An 18,347-nucleotide genomic window follows, 5' to 3' on the forward strand; every position below is an offset into this window, starting at 1 on the left:
GTCCAGCCTGCCGTCCCACCAGTACCCCGGAAGCCCTCCGAACCGCTCCCCGTCCGCGCCTGGCACTTCCCCGACCGAGGACTCCATGCGTCTGCGCAGCAGCTCGATCCGCGCGAAGATCATCGCGCTGCTCCTGGTGCCCATCGTCGCGCTCGTCGCCCTGTGGGCGTACGCGACGCTCGCCGCCACCGGGGACGCCTGGAGCCAGCTGTCGATCAGCAGTGCGTACAAGGACTACGGGGCGGCGGTGGACCAGTACACCGGCGACCTGCAGAACGAGCGCCGCGCCGCCGTCCAGCACCTGGCCGACCCGAACTCGCCGGTCGCCCGGGACGGCTTCGAGCACGCGCGGACGGCCACCGACCACAGCCTCGCGGTGCTGCGCCAGAAGAAGGACGCCGCCGGCGACCGGCTCTCCACCGGCCAGCGGGCCCGCCTGCTGCAGATCATCGCCGCGGCCGACCAGCTCGGCCCGCTCCGCGCCCAGGTCGGCCGACTGGCGCTCAACTGGGAGTTCGCCCTCGGACAGTACAGCGACCTGATCCGCCCCGTCTTCGGCTTCCGGTCCGCGTACGTCGCCCGGCAGAGCGGCCAACTCCCGCGCCAGGGCACCATCCTGATCGAGCTGGTGCGCGCCCGCGAGTACCTCTCCCAGGAGGACGCGGCGATGGAGGGCCTGCGCACCGGCGCCGCCCGGCCCACCGCCGAGCAGTACCAGGCCGCGCTGGACGCCCTGCACAACCAGCAGGCCCTGTTCACCGTCTACATCGCCGAGCTGGAACCCGCCGACCAGGCCGACTACATCGCGCTGCGCGGCGGCGAGGCCTGGGGCGCGCTGGCCCGGGCCGAGGCGGACTTCGTCGGCGCCGGCGGCCCCGACCGGGTGGTCCAGGCCCTCAACGGCGACAACTGGCGGGAGACCGCCGACCGCTCGCTCGGCGATCTCTCCTCGATCAACTCCCGGATCACCGCAGGGATGGACGAGCGCGGGCGCTCGGCCGCGATCGCGGCGCTGTGGCGCGGCGGCATCGCCGGCGCGATCGGCCTGGTCGCCGTCGTGCTGTCGGTGATGATCTCCTTCCGGATCGGGCGCGGCCTGGCCCGCGAGCTGATCAACCTGCGCAACGCGGCCAATGAGCTCGCCAGCACCCGACTGCCGTCCGTCATGCTCCGGCTGCGCCGCGGCGAGCCGGTGGACGTCGCCGTCGAGGCACCCGAACTGCGCTTCGGCCATGCCGAGATCGGACAGGTCGGCCAGGCCATCAACGCGGTCCAGCGGGCCGCCGTGGAGGCCGCCGTCGAGCAGGCCGAACTGCGCCGCGGCGTCGCGGCGGTGTTCGTCAACCTGGCCCGGCGCAGCCAGGTGCTGCTGCACCGGCAGCTCACCCTGCTGGACACCATGGAGCGCCGCACCGAGGACCCGGCGGAGCTGGAGGACCTCTTCAAGGTCGACCACCTCACCACCCGCATGCGCCGCCACGCCGAGGGCCTGATCATCCTGGCCGGCGGCTCGCCCGGACGCGCCTGGCGCAAGCCGGTCCGGATGGTGGACGTGGTCCGCGCGGCGGTCGGTGAGGTCGAGGACTACGCCCGGGTGACCGTCCGGCCGTTCCCCGGCACCGGCCTGCTCGGCAGCGCCGTCGCCGACGTCACCCACCTGATCGCCGAACTGGTGGAGAACGCGGCCGTGTTCTCCCCGCCGACCACCCAAGTCACCGTTCAAGGCGAGGTGGTGGCGCACGGCTTCGCGCTGGAGATCGACGACCGCGGACTCGGGCTGAGCGAGCAGCTGCTCGCCGAGATCAACGAACGCATCACCGAGGAGCAGGAGTTCGACCTCGCCGACACCGACCGGCTGGGGCTGTTCGTGGTCAGCCGGCTCGCCCGGCGGCACGGCATCCGGGTCCACCTGCGGCCGTCCCCGTACGGGGGGACGACGGCGGTGGTGCTGATCCCGCGCGAGCTGCTGGCGGAGGCACCGGACGGGTTGCCGGAGCCGCCCGCGGCCGGGGGCGGTGCCGGCGGTGTCGCGGGTGGAGGACGACGGCCGGTGGGCCGGGCGGCCGGGCGTACGGCCGGGCGGCGTGACCTGGTCGCGGTGCCCGACCCGGCCTCCGGCGCCGCCGCGGGCCCGTCCGCGGGCGCGTCTCCGTTCGCGGATTCGTCAACGTCCATGTCCACGTCCATGTCCACGTCGCCGTCCACGGATCCGTACCCGGGCGGGTCTGCCGGTCCGGTGCCCGCCGGGGGCACGGGCGGGCGGCACCGGGTGACCGGCGGACCGCGGCCGTCCGTGCCCGAGACCGGGCTTACGGCCAACGGGTTGCCGCGCCGGGCGGCACGGACCAAGGGCGGTCCGGTGCTGGTGCCCGCGCCGTCCTCGGACGTCGAGAGCGGGTCGGGCACGGGGCGGCACCGGCGGGACGCGGCGCAAGCCGCGGTCGCCGCGGTGCCCGCCCTGGTGGACGCCGTGCCCGTGGATGCCGCGCCGGTGGATGCCGCGCCGGTGGACGCCGTGTTCGGGGGCGCCGCCCCCGTCGCCGCGGCTGGGGCCGACGCCGCGCCCCGGACGCCCGGCGGGCTGCCCCGTCGGGTCCGGCAGGCGAACCTCGCTCCGCAGCTCAAGGAACTGGCGAAGGACCGCCTCCGCGGGGAACCCGGGGCCGCGGGCCGGGCCGGTGGACCGTCGGCGGAGGCCGCCGATACAGGGGAGGCCGACCGGGCCGCGGAGGTCAGGGAACGCTCGCCGGAGGAGGCCAGGGCCACCTTCGCCTCGTTCCAGCGCGGCTTCACCCGCGGCCGCGGCACCACCGCCCCGGGGGACCGTACGGCCGCGTCGGGTGCCCGGCCCGTCGCCGTACCGCGCTGGCAGCCGCCGGACACCTCCCGGCTGGCGATCAGCCCGGCGCCCGCCCCGGCGGCGCTGCCCGCACCCCCGCCCGGGGACGCCGCCCGGGCGCCGCTCGCCCGTCGGATCCCGCCGGGCCAGCCGGTGCGGCGGAACCCTGCGGCCGTCCCGGCCGTACCACCAGTGACACCTTCAGTGCCCGTAGCACCGGCAGTGCCCGCCACACCGGCAGGACCCGTAGCACCGGCAGGAACCGTCGTACCCGCAGGACCCGTAGCACCGGCAGTGCCCGCTACGGCCGCAGGACCCGCTGCACCCTCAGGATCCGCAGGATCCGCAGCCCTCGTAGTACCCGCACCACCCGCTCCAGCGGAAGGAACTGATTCATGACCACTTCGACGCAGCCGTCCGGGGACCTCAACTGGCTCCTGGACGACCTGGTGGGCCGGGTCGCGGCCCTGCGCTACGCGGTGATCCTCTCCAGCGACGGGCTGGCCACCGGTGCCTCGCGCGACCTCGACCGCGAGGACGCCGAGCACCTCGCCGCGGTCGCGGCCGGGTTCCACAGCCTGGCCAAGGGGGCCGGCGGGCACTTCAAGGTCGGCGGGGTCCGGCAGACCATGGTGGAGCTGGACGAGGCGTTCCTGTTCATCACGGCCGCGGGCGACGGCAGTTGTCTGGCCGTGCTGAGCGAGGCCGAGGCGGACATCGGCCAGATCGCCTACGAGATGGCCCTGCTGGTCAAGCGGGTCGGCGAGCACATGGCCGCCGAGCCGCGCACCGAAACCGCCGCGCCGAGGGGCTGAGCGGTCCGATGGCGGATCCGATGGCGGACGGCTCGGTGACCCCGGAGGGCGCGGAGCCGGCGGGCACGGCCCCGGACGGTGCGCGGCCCGTCGGCCCGGCCTCCGACGGTGCGGCCTCCGACGGCACGGCCCCGGAAGGCACGGAGCCGGACGGCCCGGCCCCCGACGGTGCGGGGCCGGAGCAGGACACCCCGGGCGGACCCGAGGTCGACCTGTTCCGGCCCCGCACCCCGGTCGACGACCGGTGGTTCGACGACGAGGCCGGACCGGTGGTGCGGCTCTACTCGATGACCAGGGGCCGCACCCGGCCGGTCGAGGAGGGGCTGTTCGACCTGATCTCGCTGGTCACCGCCAAGGAGCCCGGGCCGGACGCGGGGGCCGTGCCCGCGCACGTCCTCGACCCGGAGCACCAGACCCTGCTGGCCTGGTGCCGCCACGAGCCGCTGTCCGTCGCCGAGCTCGGCTCCTACACCGACCTGCCGGTCAGCGTCGTGCGCGTCCTGCTCGGCGACCTCTACGACGCCGACCTGATCAGCGTCACCCGACCCGTTCCGCTCGCCGAGCTGCCGGACGAGCGCCTGCTGCGAGACGTGATCAATGGACTCCGTGCGCTCTGACCCCACCCCGCCGAGCACCGCCGCGAAGCCCGCCGGGAGCGCCGACGACCCGCGCTGGCGCGGCGGTCCGGCCGCCGCGGTGAAGATCCTGGTGGCGGGCGGGTTCGGCGCGGGCAAGACCACCCTGGTCGGGTCGGTCAGCGAGATCCGGCCGCTGCGCACCGAGGAGGAACTCAGCGAACTGGGCCGCCCGGTGGACGACACCTCGGGCGTGGAGGCCAAGCGGACCACCACGGTGGCGATGGACTTCGGCCGGATCGACCTGCGGCCCGGCCTCGCGCTCTACCTGTTCGGGACGCCCGGGCAGGACCGGTTCTGGTTCGTCTGGGACGAGCTGGCGGGTGGCGCGCTCGGCGCCGTGGTGCTCGCGGACACCCGGCGGCTGGCCGACTGCTTCCCCTCGGTCGACTTCTTCGAGCAGCGCGGCATCCCGTTCCTGGTCGCGGTCAACTGCTTCGACGGCACCGAGCGGTTCGCCCCGGAGGAGGTCCGGGACGCGCTGGACCTCGACCCGGGCATCCCGGTGGTCCTGTGCGACGCCCGGCTGCGGGAGGACGGCAAGGGACTGCTCGTGGCGCTGGTCGAGCACGCCGCCGAGCTCCGTCGGCGGGCTGCGGCCCGGACCTGAGGCTCCGTGGGATCGGTCCTGGTCAGGGGCGCTTCGTGCACCCGACGTCTCATTCGGTGGTCCACATGTCGGACGAACGGTGCGCGGAAGGTTGCCTAGACAGGCTCGGGCGTGGAAGGCTCTGTGGACGTAAGCCGTCCCGGCGCGCACCGGATCATGGGTGTGTCGCCGCGCGGGCAACGAAGCGCAACGAAGCGCAAGCGCGTGGAGCGCGACGAGGCAGGACGAAGGGGGAGGGCAGCAGGGATGACCGTCGGCAAGCGACGCATCACCGCCGTGCCCGGCCCCGTCATGCCGGTGCTCACCGTCCGCCGCTACATCGACCACGCGCTGATCTGCAGCGCCTGTTGTCGCTGACCGGCCTCCTCCACCCCGGTACGTCCCCGGCACCCCAGGCCTGCACCCGGCCGCCGCCCGACGCACCACCGACCCCGTCGACCAGGCCGTAGCGGACCGCACGTCAGGAGCGCCCGCGGCCGACCGATCCGGCCCCGCCCCGCGGAGAGACCACCAGTGAACACCGTTCGCCCCAGCAACTCCCTCGAACCGTTCTGGCCGTCCCGGCAGCCACACCTGTTCGATCAGACGTGTCCGGGTTCGCCCAGCGCGTCCCGGCCCTCCGCCCGCTGAACCCGGTCCCCCCGGTCCAGCTCCGGCAGTACGCCCGGTCGACGCGCAGACGACTCCACCCCGTCCGTCACGCGCGAAATGAGCGGCACACCATGTCTTCCTCCTCCACGGCCACCCTGCCCCTGCCCGTCGCGACCCCGCACCTGCGCGCGGTCCGCTCCGTTCCCCCGGTCTCCGTCCCGCCCGTCTCCGTTGTTCCCTCCGCCGTGCCCTCCGGCCCGTCGGTCCCGCCCCAGTCCGGGGCGGTCGCCCCGCCGGCGCCGGCGTCGCTGCTCGCCGCACTGCCGGAGGGCGCGGCCGTCGTCGCCGCCCTGCCGCAGGGAGTGCTGCCGCAGGGCCTGCTCGCCCAGTACGGCGCGCAGACCGGCGCGCCCGCCGGTCACCCGATGGTCGGCTACCTGGTGCTGGTGCCGGCCGAGAGCCCGGCGGCCGGTCCGCTCGGCCTGGCCGGGCACGCCGCGCCGGGCACGCTGCCGGGTGGCGCCGGATCGGGCCTTGCGGGTTCGGGTCTTGCGGGGACGGGCGCCGCACCGGCCGCCGTCCGTCCGGTCCGGCCCGCCGGACGCGGCATCGCCGTCGACGCCGAGCGCCGCAACGCCTACGTCGACGGGCGGCTGCTCGACCTCACCTACCTGGAGTTCGAGCTGCTGGCCCACCTCACCGAGCACCCGCAGCGGGTGCACACCCGGGACCACCTGGTCTCGGCGGTCTGGGGCTACGGCCACGTCGGGGACGGTCGCACGGTCGACGTGCACGTCGCCCGGCTGCGCCGCAAGCTCGGCCCCGCCTACCGGGACTCGATCGTGACGGTGCGCCGGGTCGGGTACAAGTACACGCCGGTCAACTGAGCTGCTGCTCCGCGCTGTCCGGCCGTTGGCCCAGGGTCTTCGGTCCACCCTCTCCGGCCCACCGTCGGTGGCCGACCGTCTTCGGCCGACCGCTTGTGGCCGACCGCCTTCGGCGTGAGGCCGCTCTGCGTCACAGCGGGCCGCCCGTTCCTTCCGTGAACGGGCGGCCCGCTGCCGCGTGTTGGCGCTGCGCGTGGGCGGGCGGTACGAGTCGGATGGACCGGTTGTGCGGGCGCCCCGGTCAGGCCCGTTGGTCGGGGGGCAGCAGGAGGACGGAGAGGGCTTCGGCGCAGGTCCGGGCGGGGGTCAGGAACCGGTCCAGGCGGTCGTCGGTGAGGTGCGCCGGGGTCGAGCGGACCGCGAGCGCGAACCGGGCCTGCCCGGCGGCGTCCAGTACGGGAACCGCGAGCGTCCGCACCCCGGCGGCGGACTCGCCGTCGTTGAGCGCGTGACCGGCCGCCCGCACCCGAGCCAACTCCTCTTCCAGGAGAGACGGTTCGGTGATCGTGCGGTCGGTGAAGGACGGTAGCGGGCCGAGTGCGGACACCGCCGCCTCGCCCGCGCGCGGCCAGGCGAGCAGGACCTTGCCGAGCGCTGTGGAGTGCAGCGGGCGGCGCAGGCCGAGCCCGGTGTCCGGCCGGACCGAGCCGCCGACCAGGATGACGGCGTGCGGGCCACTGCGGATCGCCAGGTCGGCGGTCGTTCCGGTGCGTCGGGAGAGCAGCTCCAGTTCGGGGCCGGCCAGGTGCAGTCCGCGCTGGTGGAAGGTGAGTTGGCCGAGTTCGGCGACCGCCGGGCCCAGCCGGTAGCGGGCCGTCTGATCGTCCTGCTCCAGGAACCCGGCGCTGACCAGCGTGCGGGCGAGCCGGTGCGCGGTGGAGACCGAGAGGTCCATCCGACGGGCCAGGTCCGAGGCGCTGAGGTCGGGGCCGTTGTCGTGGAAGCAGTGCAGCAGTCCGAGTGCGCGCTGGACGGCCTGGGCGCCGGCCGGGGGGCTCTGGACGGCGGTGGCGGCCTCGGCCATGGCACCTCGCGTTCGGTTCGTGGCTCCGGGCGGCGCGCCGGAGGGAGTCTCAGCGTAGGGCAGCGAGTGCTGCGGAGATGTGTCAACGACGTTGCAATGGAATGGCGTTGATGAACAACTGATCCCACCATGTGGCAAAGGCTTGCCTCCGGCTCGACCGGCGTGGAACGCTCCTCGCATCGCGCCGCCCGGCTCCTCGGTACGGACGGCGCGCCATCGCCATCGTCGTCGCCACCCCACCTCGCCCGCGCTCGGTGCACCCGTGTGCCGCGACGCGTGGATCCCCGTGCGCCGGACCGGAAGGAGTAGCGCCGTGACGTCCCACCGGTGTGTTCCCTCCTGTCCCTGTTGTCGCTGACGCTCCTCGTTCCGCTCCTCCTGCGCCTTCGTACGCCGTGCGCCGTGCGGCGTGCGCTCCGCGCTCCGCTTCCCGCTCGCCGCCGTGCGCCGTGCCGTGCGGCGTCGGCGCACCCGAACTCCGCTGCCTCCGACCGCCGTCGGAGCCCCCGAAGAGGACCACGCCCCGTGCCCAGTCGTTCGCCGAGCTCCTCCGCTGTTCCCGAAACCCTCTGGTTCACCCGCTGCCCGGTGCCCACCGCGACCGGTATCGCCGCCGATCAGGGCTGGCTGGCACGGGAGTTCGCCCCGGACGGGATCGCCGTCCGTTCGCTCCAGGACGCCCCGCCGGAGGTGGCCGCCGACCACCACTACACCCACGCGCTCACCGGGCTCTTCCGCGAGGGCGGCAACGTCCCCGCGCTGTGGGCCCGTTCGCGCGGTGAGGCGACCCGGCTGATCGGGTTGACCTGGATCGAGGAGCGACAGGTCGTCCTGGTCCGAGCCGGGAGCGGCATCAGTGAGCCCGGGCAGCTGCGCGGGCTGAGGCTGGCGGTTCCACATCATGGGATCGGCATCGACTTCTGGCGGGCCATGGCCCTGGCTGGCTTCCGGGGCGCCCTGGCGCTCGCGGGTCTCGGACTGGAGGACGCCGAACTGGTCGACGTCCCGGCCGTCCCGGGCGGCGGGCAGTGGTTCGCCGAGTTGTCCGCATTGCGAGACGGCCTGGTGGATGCCGTGTACGTGAAGGGGGCGCTGGCCGTCGAAGCGGCCCGCCGGATCGGCGCGGAGGTGGCGGTGGAGCTGGACGCGGCTCCGGACCGCCGGGCCCGGGTCAACAACGGCACGCCCCGGCCGGTCACCGTCCACCAGCGGCTGCTGGACGAGCGCCCGGAGCTGGTCGCCCGCTTCCTGGCGGTCCTGTTGGAGGCCGCCGACTGGGCCGCCGAGCGTCCGGTGGAGGTGGCCAGGATCCTCCAGGCCGAGACCGGCGCGGGTGCGGAGGGCGTCGAGGGCGCCTATGCGGCGGGCAGTCATCGCACGCTGCATCTGGACCTCTCGGAGGAACGGCTGGGGCTGCTGGCCCAGCAGGAACGCTTCCTCGCCGGGCAGGGCTTCCTCGCCTCACCGGTCGACATCCGTGCCTGGGCCGACCCGGAGCCGCTCCGCGCCGCGCGCGACCTGCTGCGCGGTCGGCGGGCTGCGGGAGGGGAGCAAGTGGCGAGCGTGTCCAGCTGACCGTCCGCTCGTTCGTCCGGCCAGTCGGCAATGCCGGTCAGCCGTGCCGCTCGGTGGCGTCGGTCGGTGCTGCCCGACGCCGCCCGTTGCCGTCCGAGGCCGCTCGGCGGAGTCCGGCGGAGTTCAGCGAACAACTTTCAGCGAACAACTTTCAGCGAACAACTTTCAGCGAACAGATTTCAGATAACAGAGTTCAGCGAACAACTTTCGAAAGTTGTCATCTGTCACCCGTTTTGGAGACCCCGTGAACACCGCCCGCCTCGCCCTCGCCGCCACCGCGCTGCTCGCCACCACCGCCCTGGCCGCCTGCGGCTCGTCCGCCGACGGGGGCAGTGCCTCCGCCGCAGGCGGGCCCGGCGGCAAGGCCGACGCTGTGCTCCGCCTGCCCGACCCCGGGAACAACGGCTTCCTCGCCCGTGGCAAGAAGGACGGCTCGCTGGACCGGGCCCTGGCGGCCGTCCACGCCAAGGTGGCCTGGACCGGCAGCGCGGGCCCCTTCGCCCCTGCCGCGCAGGCCCTGTCCGCCGACCAGCTCGACGTCGCCCAGGGCTCGATCACCTCGGCCGTCGCCGCGCTCGCCCAGAAGCCCGGCTTCAAGCTGTTCGCCCAGACCGCCCCCGACGGCGTCGGCGAGGGCATCCTGGTCAAGAACGACTCGCCCATCAAGACCGTGCAGGACCTGGTCGGCAAGAAGGTCGCCGTCTCCCAGGGCGGCACCAGCGAGTACCTCCTGCTCAAGGCGCTGGAGAAGAACGGCGTCCCGGCCGACCAGGTCCAGCGGGTCTACCTGCGCGCCGACCAGACCTCGGGAGTCTTCAACTCCGGCCAGGTGGATGCCTGGGCGACCTGGAACACCTTCTCCACGCCCACCATCGCCAACGCCGGCGCGCACTTCCTGGTCGACGGCAAGGCGATCGGCTCCGACAACTACGCGGTCTGGGCGGTGCGCAACGGCTTCGCCGACAAGCACCCCGATGTGGTCAAGGCCTTCTACGCCTACCTGCGCGACAACGGCGCCAAGGAGAAGGCCGATCCGGCCGCCTACCTCAACGTCTTCACCGACTCCGGCCCGACCGCCGTCACCCCGGCCGAGAAGGACGTCGCGGTGAACGTCAGTCGGCAGGGCACTCCGGCCGACGCCATCTCGGCGGCCGACACCGCCCGCTTCGGCACCGTCGCCCAGTTCTTCGCCGACCAGAAGGTCACCAAGCAGCTGGTCGACGTCAAGCCGTACCTGATCGACATCGACACCTTCGGCGGTGCCGCCAAGTGACCGTGCTCGCAAGGGAACAGGATTCCGAGGGCACCCGGGCGGCCCGGGCCGCGGGCCTGGTGACGCCGCGTGCCCAGCTCCGACGGCCCCGCCCGCGCGCCCTCGCCGTGCTGCTGCGCACGCTCGGTCCGCTGGCGCTGCTCGGCGGCTGGGCGCTCGCCTCCGCCACCGGCGCGCTCACCCAGGACGTGCTCGCCTCACCGTCCCAGGTCGCCGAAGCGGTCGGCGAGTTGTGGGGCAACGGTCAGCTGACCGACGCCCTCACCGTGTCGCTCACCCGGGCCGGACTCGGACTGCTGCTCGGTGCCACCACGGGACTGGTGCTCGGCGTGGTGACCGGATTCACCCGCCTCGGCGAGGAACTGCTCGACTCCGCGATCCAAGTCCTGCGCACCGTACCGTTCCTGGCGCTCGTCCCGCTGTTCATGGTGTGGTTCGGCATCACCGAGACCGCGAAGGTCGCCCTGATCGGGGTGGCCACCAGCTTCCCGATGTACGTCTCCGCCTCGGGCGGGGTCCGCAACACCGACCGCAAGCTGGTGGAGGCGATGCGCAGCTTCGGCCTGGGCCGCTGGGCGATCGTACGGACGGTCGTGCTGCCCGGGGCGCTACCCTCCCTGCTGTCCGGCCTGCGGCTCTCCATGACGCTCAGCGTGATCGCCCTGATCGCCGCCGAGGAGATCAACTCCACCGAGGGCATCGGCTACTTGATGGCCCAGGCCCAGAACTACTCGCGCACCGACGTGCTCGCCGTCTGCATCCTGATCTACGGTCTGCTCGGCCTCGCCGCCGACGGCATCGTCCGGATCCTGGAACGGCTGCTGATGCCGTGGCGCCGCGCCGTCCGAGGAGCTGCCCGATGACCGTCCCCACCGAGTCGGCCTCCGCTCCGGCCTCGACCGTGAGCGCTGCCGTGAGCACCGCCGCGAGTGCCACTGAGACCGCCACTGAGACCGCCGCCGTGACTGCCGCCGCGACCGCCGAAGATACCGCCCCCGCCGTCCATCTGCGCGGCCTGCGCCGGGTGTTCGGCACCAGGGCCGTACTCGACGGCGTCGACCTGTCCATCGCCCGGGGCGAGTTCGTCGCCCTGCTCGGCGCCAGCGGCACCGGGAAGACCACCCTGCTGCGGATCCTCGGCGCGCTGGACCAAGCCGACGGGGGAACCGTGCTGGTGCCGCCGGTCCGCACGGTGGTCTTCCAGGAGCCCCGACTCGTCCCCTCCAAGCGGGTGTTGGCCAATGTCACGGTCGGTCTGCCGCGCGGCGCGGCGACCCGGGAGACCGGGTTGAAGGCACTCGCCGAGGTGGGCCTGGAGCGGCACGCCGAGGACTGGCCGGCCACCCTCTCAGGTGGCGAGGCACAGCGCGTCGCACTGGCCAGGGCGCTCGTGCGCGAACCGCAACTCCTGCTCCTGGACGAACCGTTCGCGGCACTGGATGCCCTGACCAGGCTGCGGATGCAGGACCTGGTCGGCGATCTCGTCCGCCGCCACCGCCCCGCCGTGCTGCTGGTCACCCATGACGTGGACGAGGCCGTCCGGCTCGCCGACCGTGTCGCCGTTCTGCGTGACGGTCTGCTGGTCCGGGACGAACCCGTCGGTGTCGAACGCCCCCGGGACCCGGCCGACCCCGCCTTCGCCGACCTGCGCCGCCTACTGCTCGCCGACCTCGGCGTCCACTGAACCGGCGCTCCGCCACGCCGTCACCACGCCATCGCTCCACCACTCCACCACTCCATCGCACCGCCATTCTGCGGCTCGACCGCTCCACCCTCCCCCGCAACCCCACCGCACGTCTTCCGCACGAGCCCCTACGCACCACCGGAGTTGACCAGATGACCGTCACCCTCGGCGTCCACGCCAGCAATCCCACGCTCTACTACCTCGCCCGGTTGCCCTACCTGGACGAGGAGTTGGCCCCGCTCGGGGAGAGCGGCGCGTTCCACCACTACACCGACGGGACCCGTACCGGCGAGCTGCTCGCCGACGGCACCATCGACTTCGGCGGCACCGGCTCGACCCCGCCGATCACCGCCCAGGCGGCCGGCCACGACCTGGTGTACGCGGTGGTCTCCGCACCCCGCCCCGACCACGGCGCACTGCTCGTCCTGGACGGCGGACCGGTCCGTACGGTCGCCGACCTCAAGGGCGGCACCGTCGTGCTGGGCGTCGGCTCCTGGCAGACCCACCTGCTCGCCAAGGCCCTGGACGCGCACGGGCTTTCGTACGGTGAGGACGTCACACCGGCGCGGCCGGTGGCAGGGGAGGACCAGGCCCGGAGGCTGCGCGAGGGCGAGATCGCGGGCTGGATCGCCCAGGGCGCCGAGCTCGCCGCGGCCCGTCGCAGTGGCGAGTTCCGCGCGCTGGTCCGCACCGGGGACGTCATCACCGACCGCTCGGTCTTCTTCACCCGCCGGGACTTCGCCACCGACCGCCCCGAGGTGGTCGCCGCGATCACGACCGCGCTGCGCCGGGCGGACGCCTGGGCGGCCGCCCATCCGGCCGAGGCGGCCGCGATCGCGGCCCGGGAGCTGGGCGGAACGGTCGCCGACTGGCGTGCCGCGCTCGTCGCGCTGCCCTGGCAACTGGAGCCGGCCACCGACGCGTTCGTGGCCGAGCAGCAGGAGGCGGCGGACATCTTCCACCGGGTCGGCTTCATCGACCGCGCGCTGACCGTCGCCGACGCCCAACTGTCCGCTCTGGAGGCCCCGGTGGCCGCCGCGCTCGGGAAGGACCGCTGAGCCGTGGCCTCCGAAGTCCTCTGGTACATCATCCCGCGCGAAGGACACTACCCCTGGGAGCCGTCCGGCCGACGCCCGGTGGACCTCCGGTACCTGCAGCAACTCGCCGGCAGTGTCGAACGCTTGGGCTACACCGGTGCGCTGCTCGCCACCGACCTGTACGACGTCTGGACGCTCGGCAGCGCGCTCGCCGCGGCCACCGGGCCGGCCTTCAAGCCGCTGCTGGCGGTCCACCCCGGACTGGTCTCGCCCACCCTGCTCGCCAAGATGGCGCTCAGCTTCGACCACCTGCACGGCGGGCGGCTGCGCTTCAACGTGGTCAACGGCTCCACCGCGCAGCTGCGCGAGTACGGCCTGGACGTCGAGCACGACGACCGCTACCGGCTCAGCGCCGAGTACTGGTCGATCGTCAAGCGTCTCACGGCCGGCGAAGTCTTCGACCACGAGGGCGAGTTCTACCGGTTGAAGAACGCGGGTGCGAGCCTGCGCGAGCTCACCCCGGCGCAGCCCGGTGGCATCCCGCTCTGGTTCGGCGGCAGCTCGCCGGCCGGCATCGAGATGGCCGCCGAGCACGTGGACGTCTACCTGACCTGGGGGGAGCCGCCGCACCTGCTCAAGGAGAAGCTCGACCTGGTCCGCGAACGCGCCGCCGCGCACGGACGGAGCCTGCGGATCGGGCTGCGGCTGCACCTGATCGTCCGGGACGCCGAGGAGGAGGCCTGGGCCGCCGCCGACCGGTTGCTGGACGTGACGAGCGAGGCGACGTACGCCCGGCAGCTGGGATCCGCCGAGGGGGAGGACGGCGTCGGGTGGCAGCGCCAGTTCCGCCAGCACGGCGGAAAGGTTCCGGCGCGCGCCCGGGAGCTGGAGGCCTACCCCAATCTCTGGCCGGGCATGAGCCTGTTCCGGCCCGGTCCGGGGACGGCGGTGGTCGGGTCGACGGCCCAGGTGGTCGAGCGGTTGAAGGAGTTCGAGGCGCTGGGCGTCGACACCTTCATCCTCTCCGGGAACCCGCTGCTGGAGGAGGCCCATCGAGTAGCGGAAACGGTTCTTCCGGCCTTGGGTATTCGCCGCTGACGGCCCTCGGCCGCTGGCCGCTGGCCGACGGGTGACGGGTGACGGATGTCGACGAACAGATAACAGATAACAGCTGACAGATTTCGAAATCTGTCAGCTGTCATCCGTCATCCGTCACCCGCCGCAGTGCCCCGTCACCCCAACCAAGTTCCCGTCACACGCTCAGCCGGTCGATCTCGGCCAGCTGCTCCTCCGTCAGCGGCCCGCCGGCCAGTGCGTCGAGGTTCTGGTCCAGCTGGTCCACGCTGCTCGCACCGATGATCACCGAGACCACCCGCGGGTCCCGCAGCACCCAGCACAGGGCGAGCTGGGCCAGCGTCTGTCCGCGCTCCTCGGCGACCTTGTTCAGTGCCCGCAGCTGGTCCAGCTTCGACTCGGTCAGCACCTCCTCGGTCAGGAACTTCCCCACCGACATGCGCGAGCCGGCCGGGACCCGGCCCGAGAGGTACCGGTCCGTCAGTAGTCCCTGGGCGAGCGGCGAATAGGCGATCAGGCTGGTCCGGGTGTCGCCCACCGCCTCCAGCACGCCGCCCTCCTCCACGTTCCGGTTGAGGATCGAGTACGCCGACTGGTTCAGCAGCACCGGCGTCCCGAGCTCGCGCAGGATCGCCACCGCCTCCCGGTGCTGCTCCGCCGGGTAGTTGGAGATCGCCGCGTACAGGGCCTTGCCCGAGCGCACCGCGCTGTCCAGCGCCCCCATCGTCTCCTCGATCGGGGTGTCCGGGTCGTAGCGGTGCGAGTAGAAGACGTCGACGTAGTCCAGCCCCATCCGGCCCAGCGACTGGTCCAGGCTGGCCAGCAGGTACTTGCGGCTGCCGCCGTTCCCGTACGGGCCGGGCCACATGTCCCAGCCGGCCTTGGTGGCGATGAACAGCTCGTCGCGGTACGGCCGGAAGTCCTGCGCGAACAGGTAGCCGAAGTTGCGCTCCGCACTGCCGTACGGCGGCCCGTAGTTGTTCGCCAGGTCGAAGTGGGTGACGCCCCGGTCGAAGGCCCGGCGCAGCACCGCCCGCTGCACCTCCAGCGGCTGGGCGTCACCGAAGTTGTGCCAGAGCCCCAGTGAGACGGCGGGCAGCTGAACTCCGCTGCGGCCGGCCTTCCGGTAGGTCATCGAGGCATAGCGGTCATCCGCGGCGAGGTAGCTCATGCCGGACATCTTGCCAGTCGGCTCCGCCCGATCAAGTCCCTGGGAGTGTCTTGCCCCGCCTCCCTCCGCTGCTTATCCTCGCGGAGGACCAGGTGGGACGGCGCGGGGCCGGGTGCGGCCGCGCGCGGACGAGGCGGAGGGGGAGCGTGATGGCAGTCCGGACCGTACCGGCCGAGGCCACCGTGACCGTCGTGCCCCGCTGTTGTCGCCGTCACCGCCGCAGCACCGTGCGCTGACGCCGCCCGCGGGCCGCCAGGCCCGCCCCGGTCCACCTCCGGTGCTGCCCGTCCGAGCGCAGCGCCGCCGTACCGCGCCTCCGCCGGTGCCACGCCCACCCTGTCGCGGACTCCCCGTCACGGACTCGCCGTCACGGACTCCCCGTGACGGGCTCCGTACCTCGGGCTCCTCGCACCGGTCCCGCACCCCGCGTGTCCCGCATCCCGCGCGTCCCGCACCCGCAGCGCCCCGGACGGCCCAGCGCCGTTCCGTCGTCCGACCACCGAGCGCCCCTAGGAGACCGCCGTGCGGTTCACCGTCTCGTCCCTCGTCGCCAACGCCCCCGATCCCGTCACCGGCATCCACCGCACCCCGCAGCAGAAGCTGTGGAACGTGGTCGACCAGGCCGTCCTCGCCGAGCAACTCGGCTACGACGGCTACGGGGTGGGGGAGCGGCACGGCGAGCCGTTCCTCTCCCCGGCGCCTCCCGTGCTGCTGAGTGCGATCGCCGCCCGCACCAGCACCATCCGGCTGTTCACCACGGTGACGGTGCTCAGCATCCTGGACCCGGTCCGGGTCGCCGAGGACTACGCGATGCTCGACCAACTCTCCGGTGGCCGGATCGAGTTGATCATCGGCAAGGGCAACGACCCCCGCCACTTCGGCCTGTTCGGCCTTCCGGAGGAGCGTCAGTGGGAGGCGCTCGCCGAGAACTACGCTCTGCTGCACCGGCTCTGGCGGGAGGAGAAGGTGACGTGGCGGGGCTCGACCCGTCCGCCGCTCACGGAGGCCACCGTGTCGCCGCGCCCGCTCCAGGACCCGATCCCGGTCTGGCACGGCAGTGCGACCAGCACCCGCTCGACCGACCTCGCCGCCCGCTACGGGGATCCGCTGTTCTCCGCCAACTCCTTCCATCCGCTGGCCAAGTACCGGGCCCTGGTGGAGGACTACCGCGAGCGCTGGGAGCACTACGGCCGCGACCCGAAGGAGGCCCGGGTGGGCGCGGGCTTCGGCGGACTGTACGTCGCCAGGCGCTCGCAGGACGCGGTGGAGGGCTACCGGCCGTACTGGGAGGCCATGGTCAACTCGGCCGCGGGCAAGCACAACAACTCGCCGTTCCGTTCACTGGAGGACGCGCTGGAGGAGGGCTCGGCCCTGGTCGGCAGCCCGCAACAGGTGGTCGAGAAGATCCACCGTTACCACGAGGCCTTCGGCAACGAGGTGGTCGGGATCGGGGTCGACGCGCTCACCGAGGAGGTGCAGCGGGAGCAGTTGGAGTTGTTCGCGGCCGAGGTGGCGCCGGTGATCCGGCGCGAACTGCCCTGAGCGCCCGCCCGCGCAGGGCGCCGCGCACTCCCTACGCGGCGTGACGCCCGACACCGTGCGTAACGTGACGCGCGCCACCGGGCCGGGCCGAATGCCGGTGGCCGGCGCGGGGGATGACGAACGGTCGAGGGGCCGTGGCCGCCGGGGGGCGGCGCACGGCCCTCGGTCTTTCCTCCGCCTCCGCCGAAGTCGCCCGAAGTCGCTCGAAACCGGCCCCACCCCTGGTGCACCGCACCCACCCCTGGTCCCGCCCGCCGTGCCGGAGAAACCCCTTCCCTCTGTACCTACTGGTATGTACAGTGGAGTCATGACCACCCAGGACCGCCTCATCGAGAGCACCCAGGCCCTCCTCTGGGAACGCGGCTACGTCGGCACCAGTCCGAAGGCCATCCAGCAGCGCTCCGGCGTCGGCCAGGGCAGCATGTACCACCACTTCGACGGCAAGTCCGACCTCGCCGCCGCCGCCCTGCGCCGCAGCGCCGAGCAGCTGCGGGGCATCGCCGAGGCCGACCTCGCCGCCCCGGGCACCGCGTACGACCGGATCGCCGCCTACCTGCACCGCGACCGCGAGGTGCTGCGCGGCTGCCGGATCGGCCGGATGGCCCAGGACCCTGACGTGGTCGCGGACCCGCAGCTGCGGGCCCCCGTCGAGGAGACCTTCGACTGGCTGCGCGGCCGGATCGCCGAGCTGGTCGCCGAGGGCCAGGCACACGGCGAGTTCGCCGCCGGCCTCGATCCGGCGGACACCGCCGCGGCCGTGGTCGCCGTCGTCCAGGGCGGCTACGTCCTGGCCCGCGCCGCGGACAGCGCTGCCCCCTTCGACCAGGCCGTCCGCGGCGCCCTCGGCCTGCTGGGCGCCCACCGCCGGGCCTGACCGGCGGCGACTGCCTCCCCCGTACACCGGCCGAGACCGTCTGGCAGGACCGTCGACCGACGACCGTCGGCCGACGACGGCGACTCGACGGCCGAGACCCGCCCCCGACCCAGGGAGCCCACCGTGCACGCCATGCAGTACGAGATCACCCTTCCCGCCGACTACGACATGGCCGTCATCCGTCGGCGCGTGGCCGACAAGGGCCACCTGCTGGACACCCATCCCGGCCTCGGCCTCAAGGCGTACCTGGTCCGCGAACGCGGCCAGGACGGCTCGCCGGTCAACCAGTACGCGCCGTTCTACCTCTGGCGCACCGCCGAAGGCATGAACCGCTTCCTCTGGGGCCCGGGCTTCCGCGGCCTGAGCGCCGACTTCGGCCGCCCGGTCGTCCGCCACTGGCTCGGCGCGGGCCTGGCCGAAGGCGACCGGACGGAGGCCCCGAGCACCGCCACGCGTACGGTCGTCCGGCTCCCGGAGAGCGCCGATCCGGCCGAGGCCGTCGAGCGGGCCCTCGCCGAGCTCCCGGCACACCCGTCGAACCCCGCCCTGCACACCGCGGCCGTCGCCGTGGACCCGAGCCGCTGGGAACTGCTCAGCCTCGCCCTGTGGTCCGGTCCCGCCCCGGACGACGCGCCCGGCACCCGCTTCCGGGTGCTGCACCTGTCCCGCCCCGAACTCGACCGGCTGCCGGCCGGCCGCCACTGGTGAAAGGTCCC

The 18,347-nt window shown here is 73.5% G+C and carries 16 protein-coding genes; 14 read left to right on the forward strand and 2 right to left on the reverse strand.

Annotation, left to right across the window (positions count from 1 at the left end; all coding sequences use genetic code 11):
• Positions 1-85: 85 nt before the first annotated feature.
• The 5 genes from ACFC1T_RS23015 to ACFC1T_RS23035 all read left to right on the forward strand — a co-directional run bounded on the left by ACFC1T_RS23015 (position 86) and on the right by ACFC1T_RS23035 (position 6,377).
• On the forward strand, positions 86-3,238 hold the full coding sequence (locus tag ACFC1T_RS23015; protein ID WP_375891398.1) for a nitrate- and nitrite sensing domain-containing protein: 3,153 nt from the start codon (positions 86-88) through the stop codon (positions 3,236-3,238).
• Positions 3,235-3,654, forward strand: a complete 420-nt coding sequence (locus ACFC1T_RS23020) for a roadblock/LC7 domain-containing protein (protein WP_375891400.1) — start codon at positions 3,235-3,237, stop codon at positions 3,652-3,654. Before ACFC1T_RS23015 ends, ACFC1T_RS23020 begins: the two co-directional genes overlap by 4 nt.
• An 8-nt stretch (positions 3,655-3,662) precedes the next feature.
• Positions 3,663-4,271 carry a DUF742 domain-containing protein gene (locus ACFC1T_RS23025; RefSeq protein WP_375891402.1) on the forward strand — a complete coding sequence of 203 codons (609 nt, stop codon included), beginning with the start codon at positions 3,663-3,665 and terminating at the stop codon, positions 4,269-4,271.
• Positions 4,252-4,899, forward strand: a complete 648-nt coding sequence (locus tag ACFC1T_RS23030) for an ATP/GTP-binding protein (protein WP_375891403.1) — start codon at positions 4,252-4,254, stop codon at positions 4,897-4,899. Before ACFC1T_RS23025 ends, ACFC1T_RS23030 begins: the two co-directional genes overlap by 20 nt.
• A gap of 722 nt (positions 4,900-5,621) precedes the next feature.
• Complete coding sequence (locus ACFC1T_RS23035; RefSeq protein ID WP_375891405.1) at positions 5,622-6,377, forward strand: winged helix-turn-helix domain-containing protein; 756 nt, start codon at positions 5,622-5,624, stop codon at positions 6,375-6,377.
• A 241-nt stretch (positions 6,378-6,618) separates the two neighbouring features.
• Here the strand turns inward: ACFC1T_RS23035 and ACFC1T_RS23040 are convergent, their stop codons facing one another.
• Positions 6,619-7,401 carry an IclR family transcriptional regulator gene (locus ACFC1T_RS23040; protein WP_375891406.1) on the reverse strand — a complete coding sequence of 261 codons (783 nt, stop codon included), beginning with the start codon at positions 7,399-7,401 and terminating at the stop codon, positions 6,619-6,621.
• A 588-nt stretch (positions 7,402-7,989) separates the two neighbouring features.
• Here ACFC1T_RS23040 and ACFC1T_RS23045 point away from each other — a divergent pair.
• The 6 genes from ACFC1T_RS23045 (at position 7,990) to ACFC1T_RS23070 (ending at position 14,068) form a co-directional block, all read left to right on the forward strand.
• Positions 7,990-8,976, forward strand: a complete 987-nt coding sequence (locus tag ACFC1T_RS23045; RefSeq protein ID WP_375891408.1) for an ABC transporter substrate-binding protein — start codon at positions 7,990-7,992, stop codon at positions 8,974-8,976.
• A gap of 244 nt (positions 8,977-9,220) precedes the next feature.
• Positions 9,221-10,249, forward strand: coding sequence for an ABC transporter substrate-binding protein (locus ACFC1T_RS23050; RefSeq protein ID WP_375891410.1), 1,029 nt, complete (start codon positions 9,221-9,223; stop codon positions 10,247-10,249).
• Positions 10,246-11,112 carry an ABC transporter permease gene (locus tag ACFC1T_RS23055; RefSeq protein ID WP_375891412.1) on the forward strand — a complete coding sequence of 289 codons (867 nt, stop codon included), beginning with the start codon at positions 10,246-10,248 and terminating at the stop codon, positions 11,110-11,112. Before ACFC1T_RS23050 ends, ACFC1T_RS23055 begins: the two co-directional genes overlap by 4 nt.
• On the forward strand, positions 11,109-11,933 hold the full coding sequence (locus tag ACFC1T_RS23060) for an ABC transporter ATP-binding protein (protein ID WP_375891413.1): 825 nt from the start codon (positions 11,109-11,111) through the stop codon (positions 11,931-11,933). The genes ACFC1T_RS23055 and ACFC1T_RS23060 overlap by 4 nt, the downstream gene beginning before the upstream one ends.
• 152 nt (positions 11,934-12,085) lie before the next feature.
• Positions 12,086-12,991 (forward strand): ABC transporter substrate-binding protein, encoded by a 906-nt coding sequence (locus ACFC1T_RS23065; RefSeq protein WP_375891414.1) that lies wholly within the window; start codon positions 12,086-12,088, stop codon positions 12,989-12,991.
• 3 nt (positions 12,992-12,994) lie between these two features.
• Complete coding sequence (locus ACFC1T_RS23070; protein WP_375891416.1) at positions 12,995-14,068, forward strand: LLM class flavin-dependent oxidoreductase; 1,074 nt, start codon at positions 12,995-12,997, stop codon at positions 14,066-14,068.
• Positions 14,069-14,222: 154 nt separating this feature from the next.
• On the opposite strand, the gene ACFC1T_RS23075 is transcribed toward ACFC1T_RS23070, so the two are convergent.
• Positions 14,223-15,215: an aldo/keto reductase gene (locus ACFC1T_RS23075; RefSeq protein WP_375891418.1), complete on the reverse strand. Its 993-nt coding sequence runs from the start codon at positions 15,213-15,215 to the stop codon at positions 14,223-14,225.
• Positions 15,216-15,737: 522 nt separating this feature from the next.
• Here ACFC1T_RS23075 and ACFC1T_RS23080 point away from each other — a divergent pair.
• From ACFC1T_RS23080 to ACFC1T_RS23090, 3 genes are all read left to right on the forward strand, one after another.
• Entirely contained in the window at positions 15,738-16,757 is a 1,020-nt protein-coding gene (locus tag ACFC1T_RS23080) for an LLM class flavin-dependent oxidoreductase (RefSeq protein WP_375891420.1), read from the forward strand.
• A 307-nt stretch (positions 16,758-17,064) separates the two neighbouring features.
• The gene (locus tag ACFC1T_RS23085) at positions 17,065-17,631 is read left to right on the forward strand and encodes a TetR/AcrR family transcriptional regulator (protein ID WP_375891422.1); all 567 of its coding nucleotides are present in this window, start codon (positions 17,065-17,067) and stop codon (positions 17,629-17,631) included.
• A 123-nt stretch (positions 17,632-17,754) separates the two neighbouring features.
• Positions 17,755-18,339, forward strand: a complete 585-nt coding sequence (locus ACFC1T_RS23090) for a DUF4865 family protein (RefSeq protein ID WP_375891424.1) — start codon at positions 17,755-17,757, stop codon at positions 18,337-18,339.
• Positions 18,340-18,347 lie beyond the last annotated feature (8 nt).

It is taken from the genome of Kitasatospora sp. NPDC056076, assembly GCF_042266305.1.
Taxonomy (GTDB): Bacteria; Actinomycetota; Actinomycetes; order Streptomycetales; family Streptomycetaceae; genus Kitasatospora.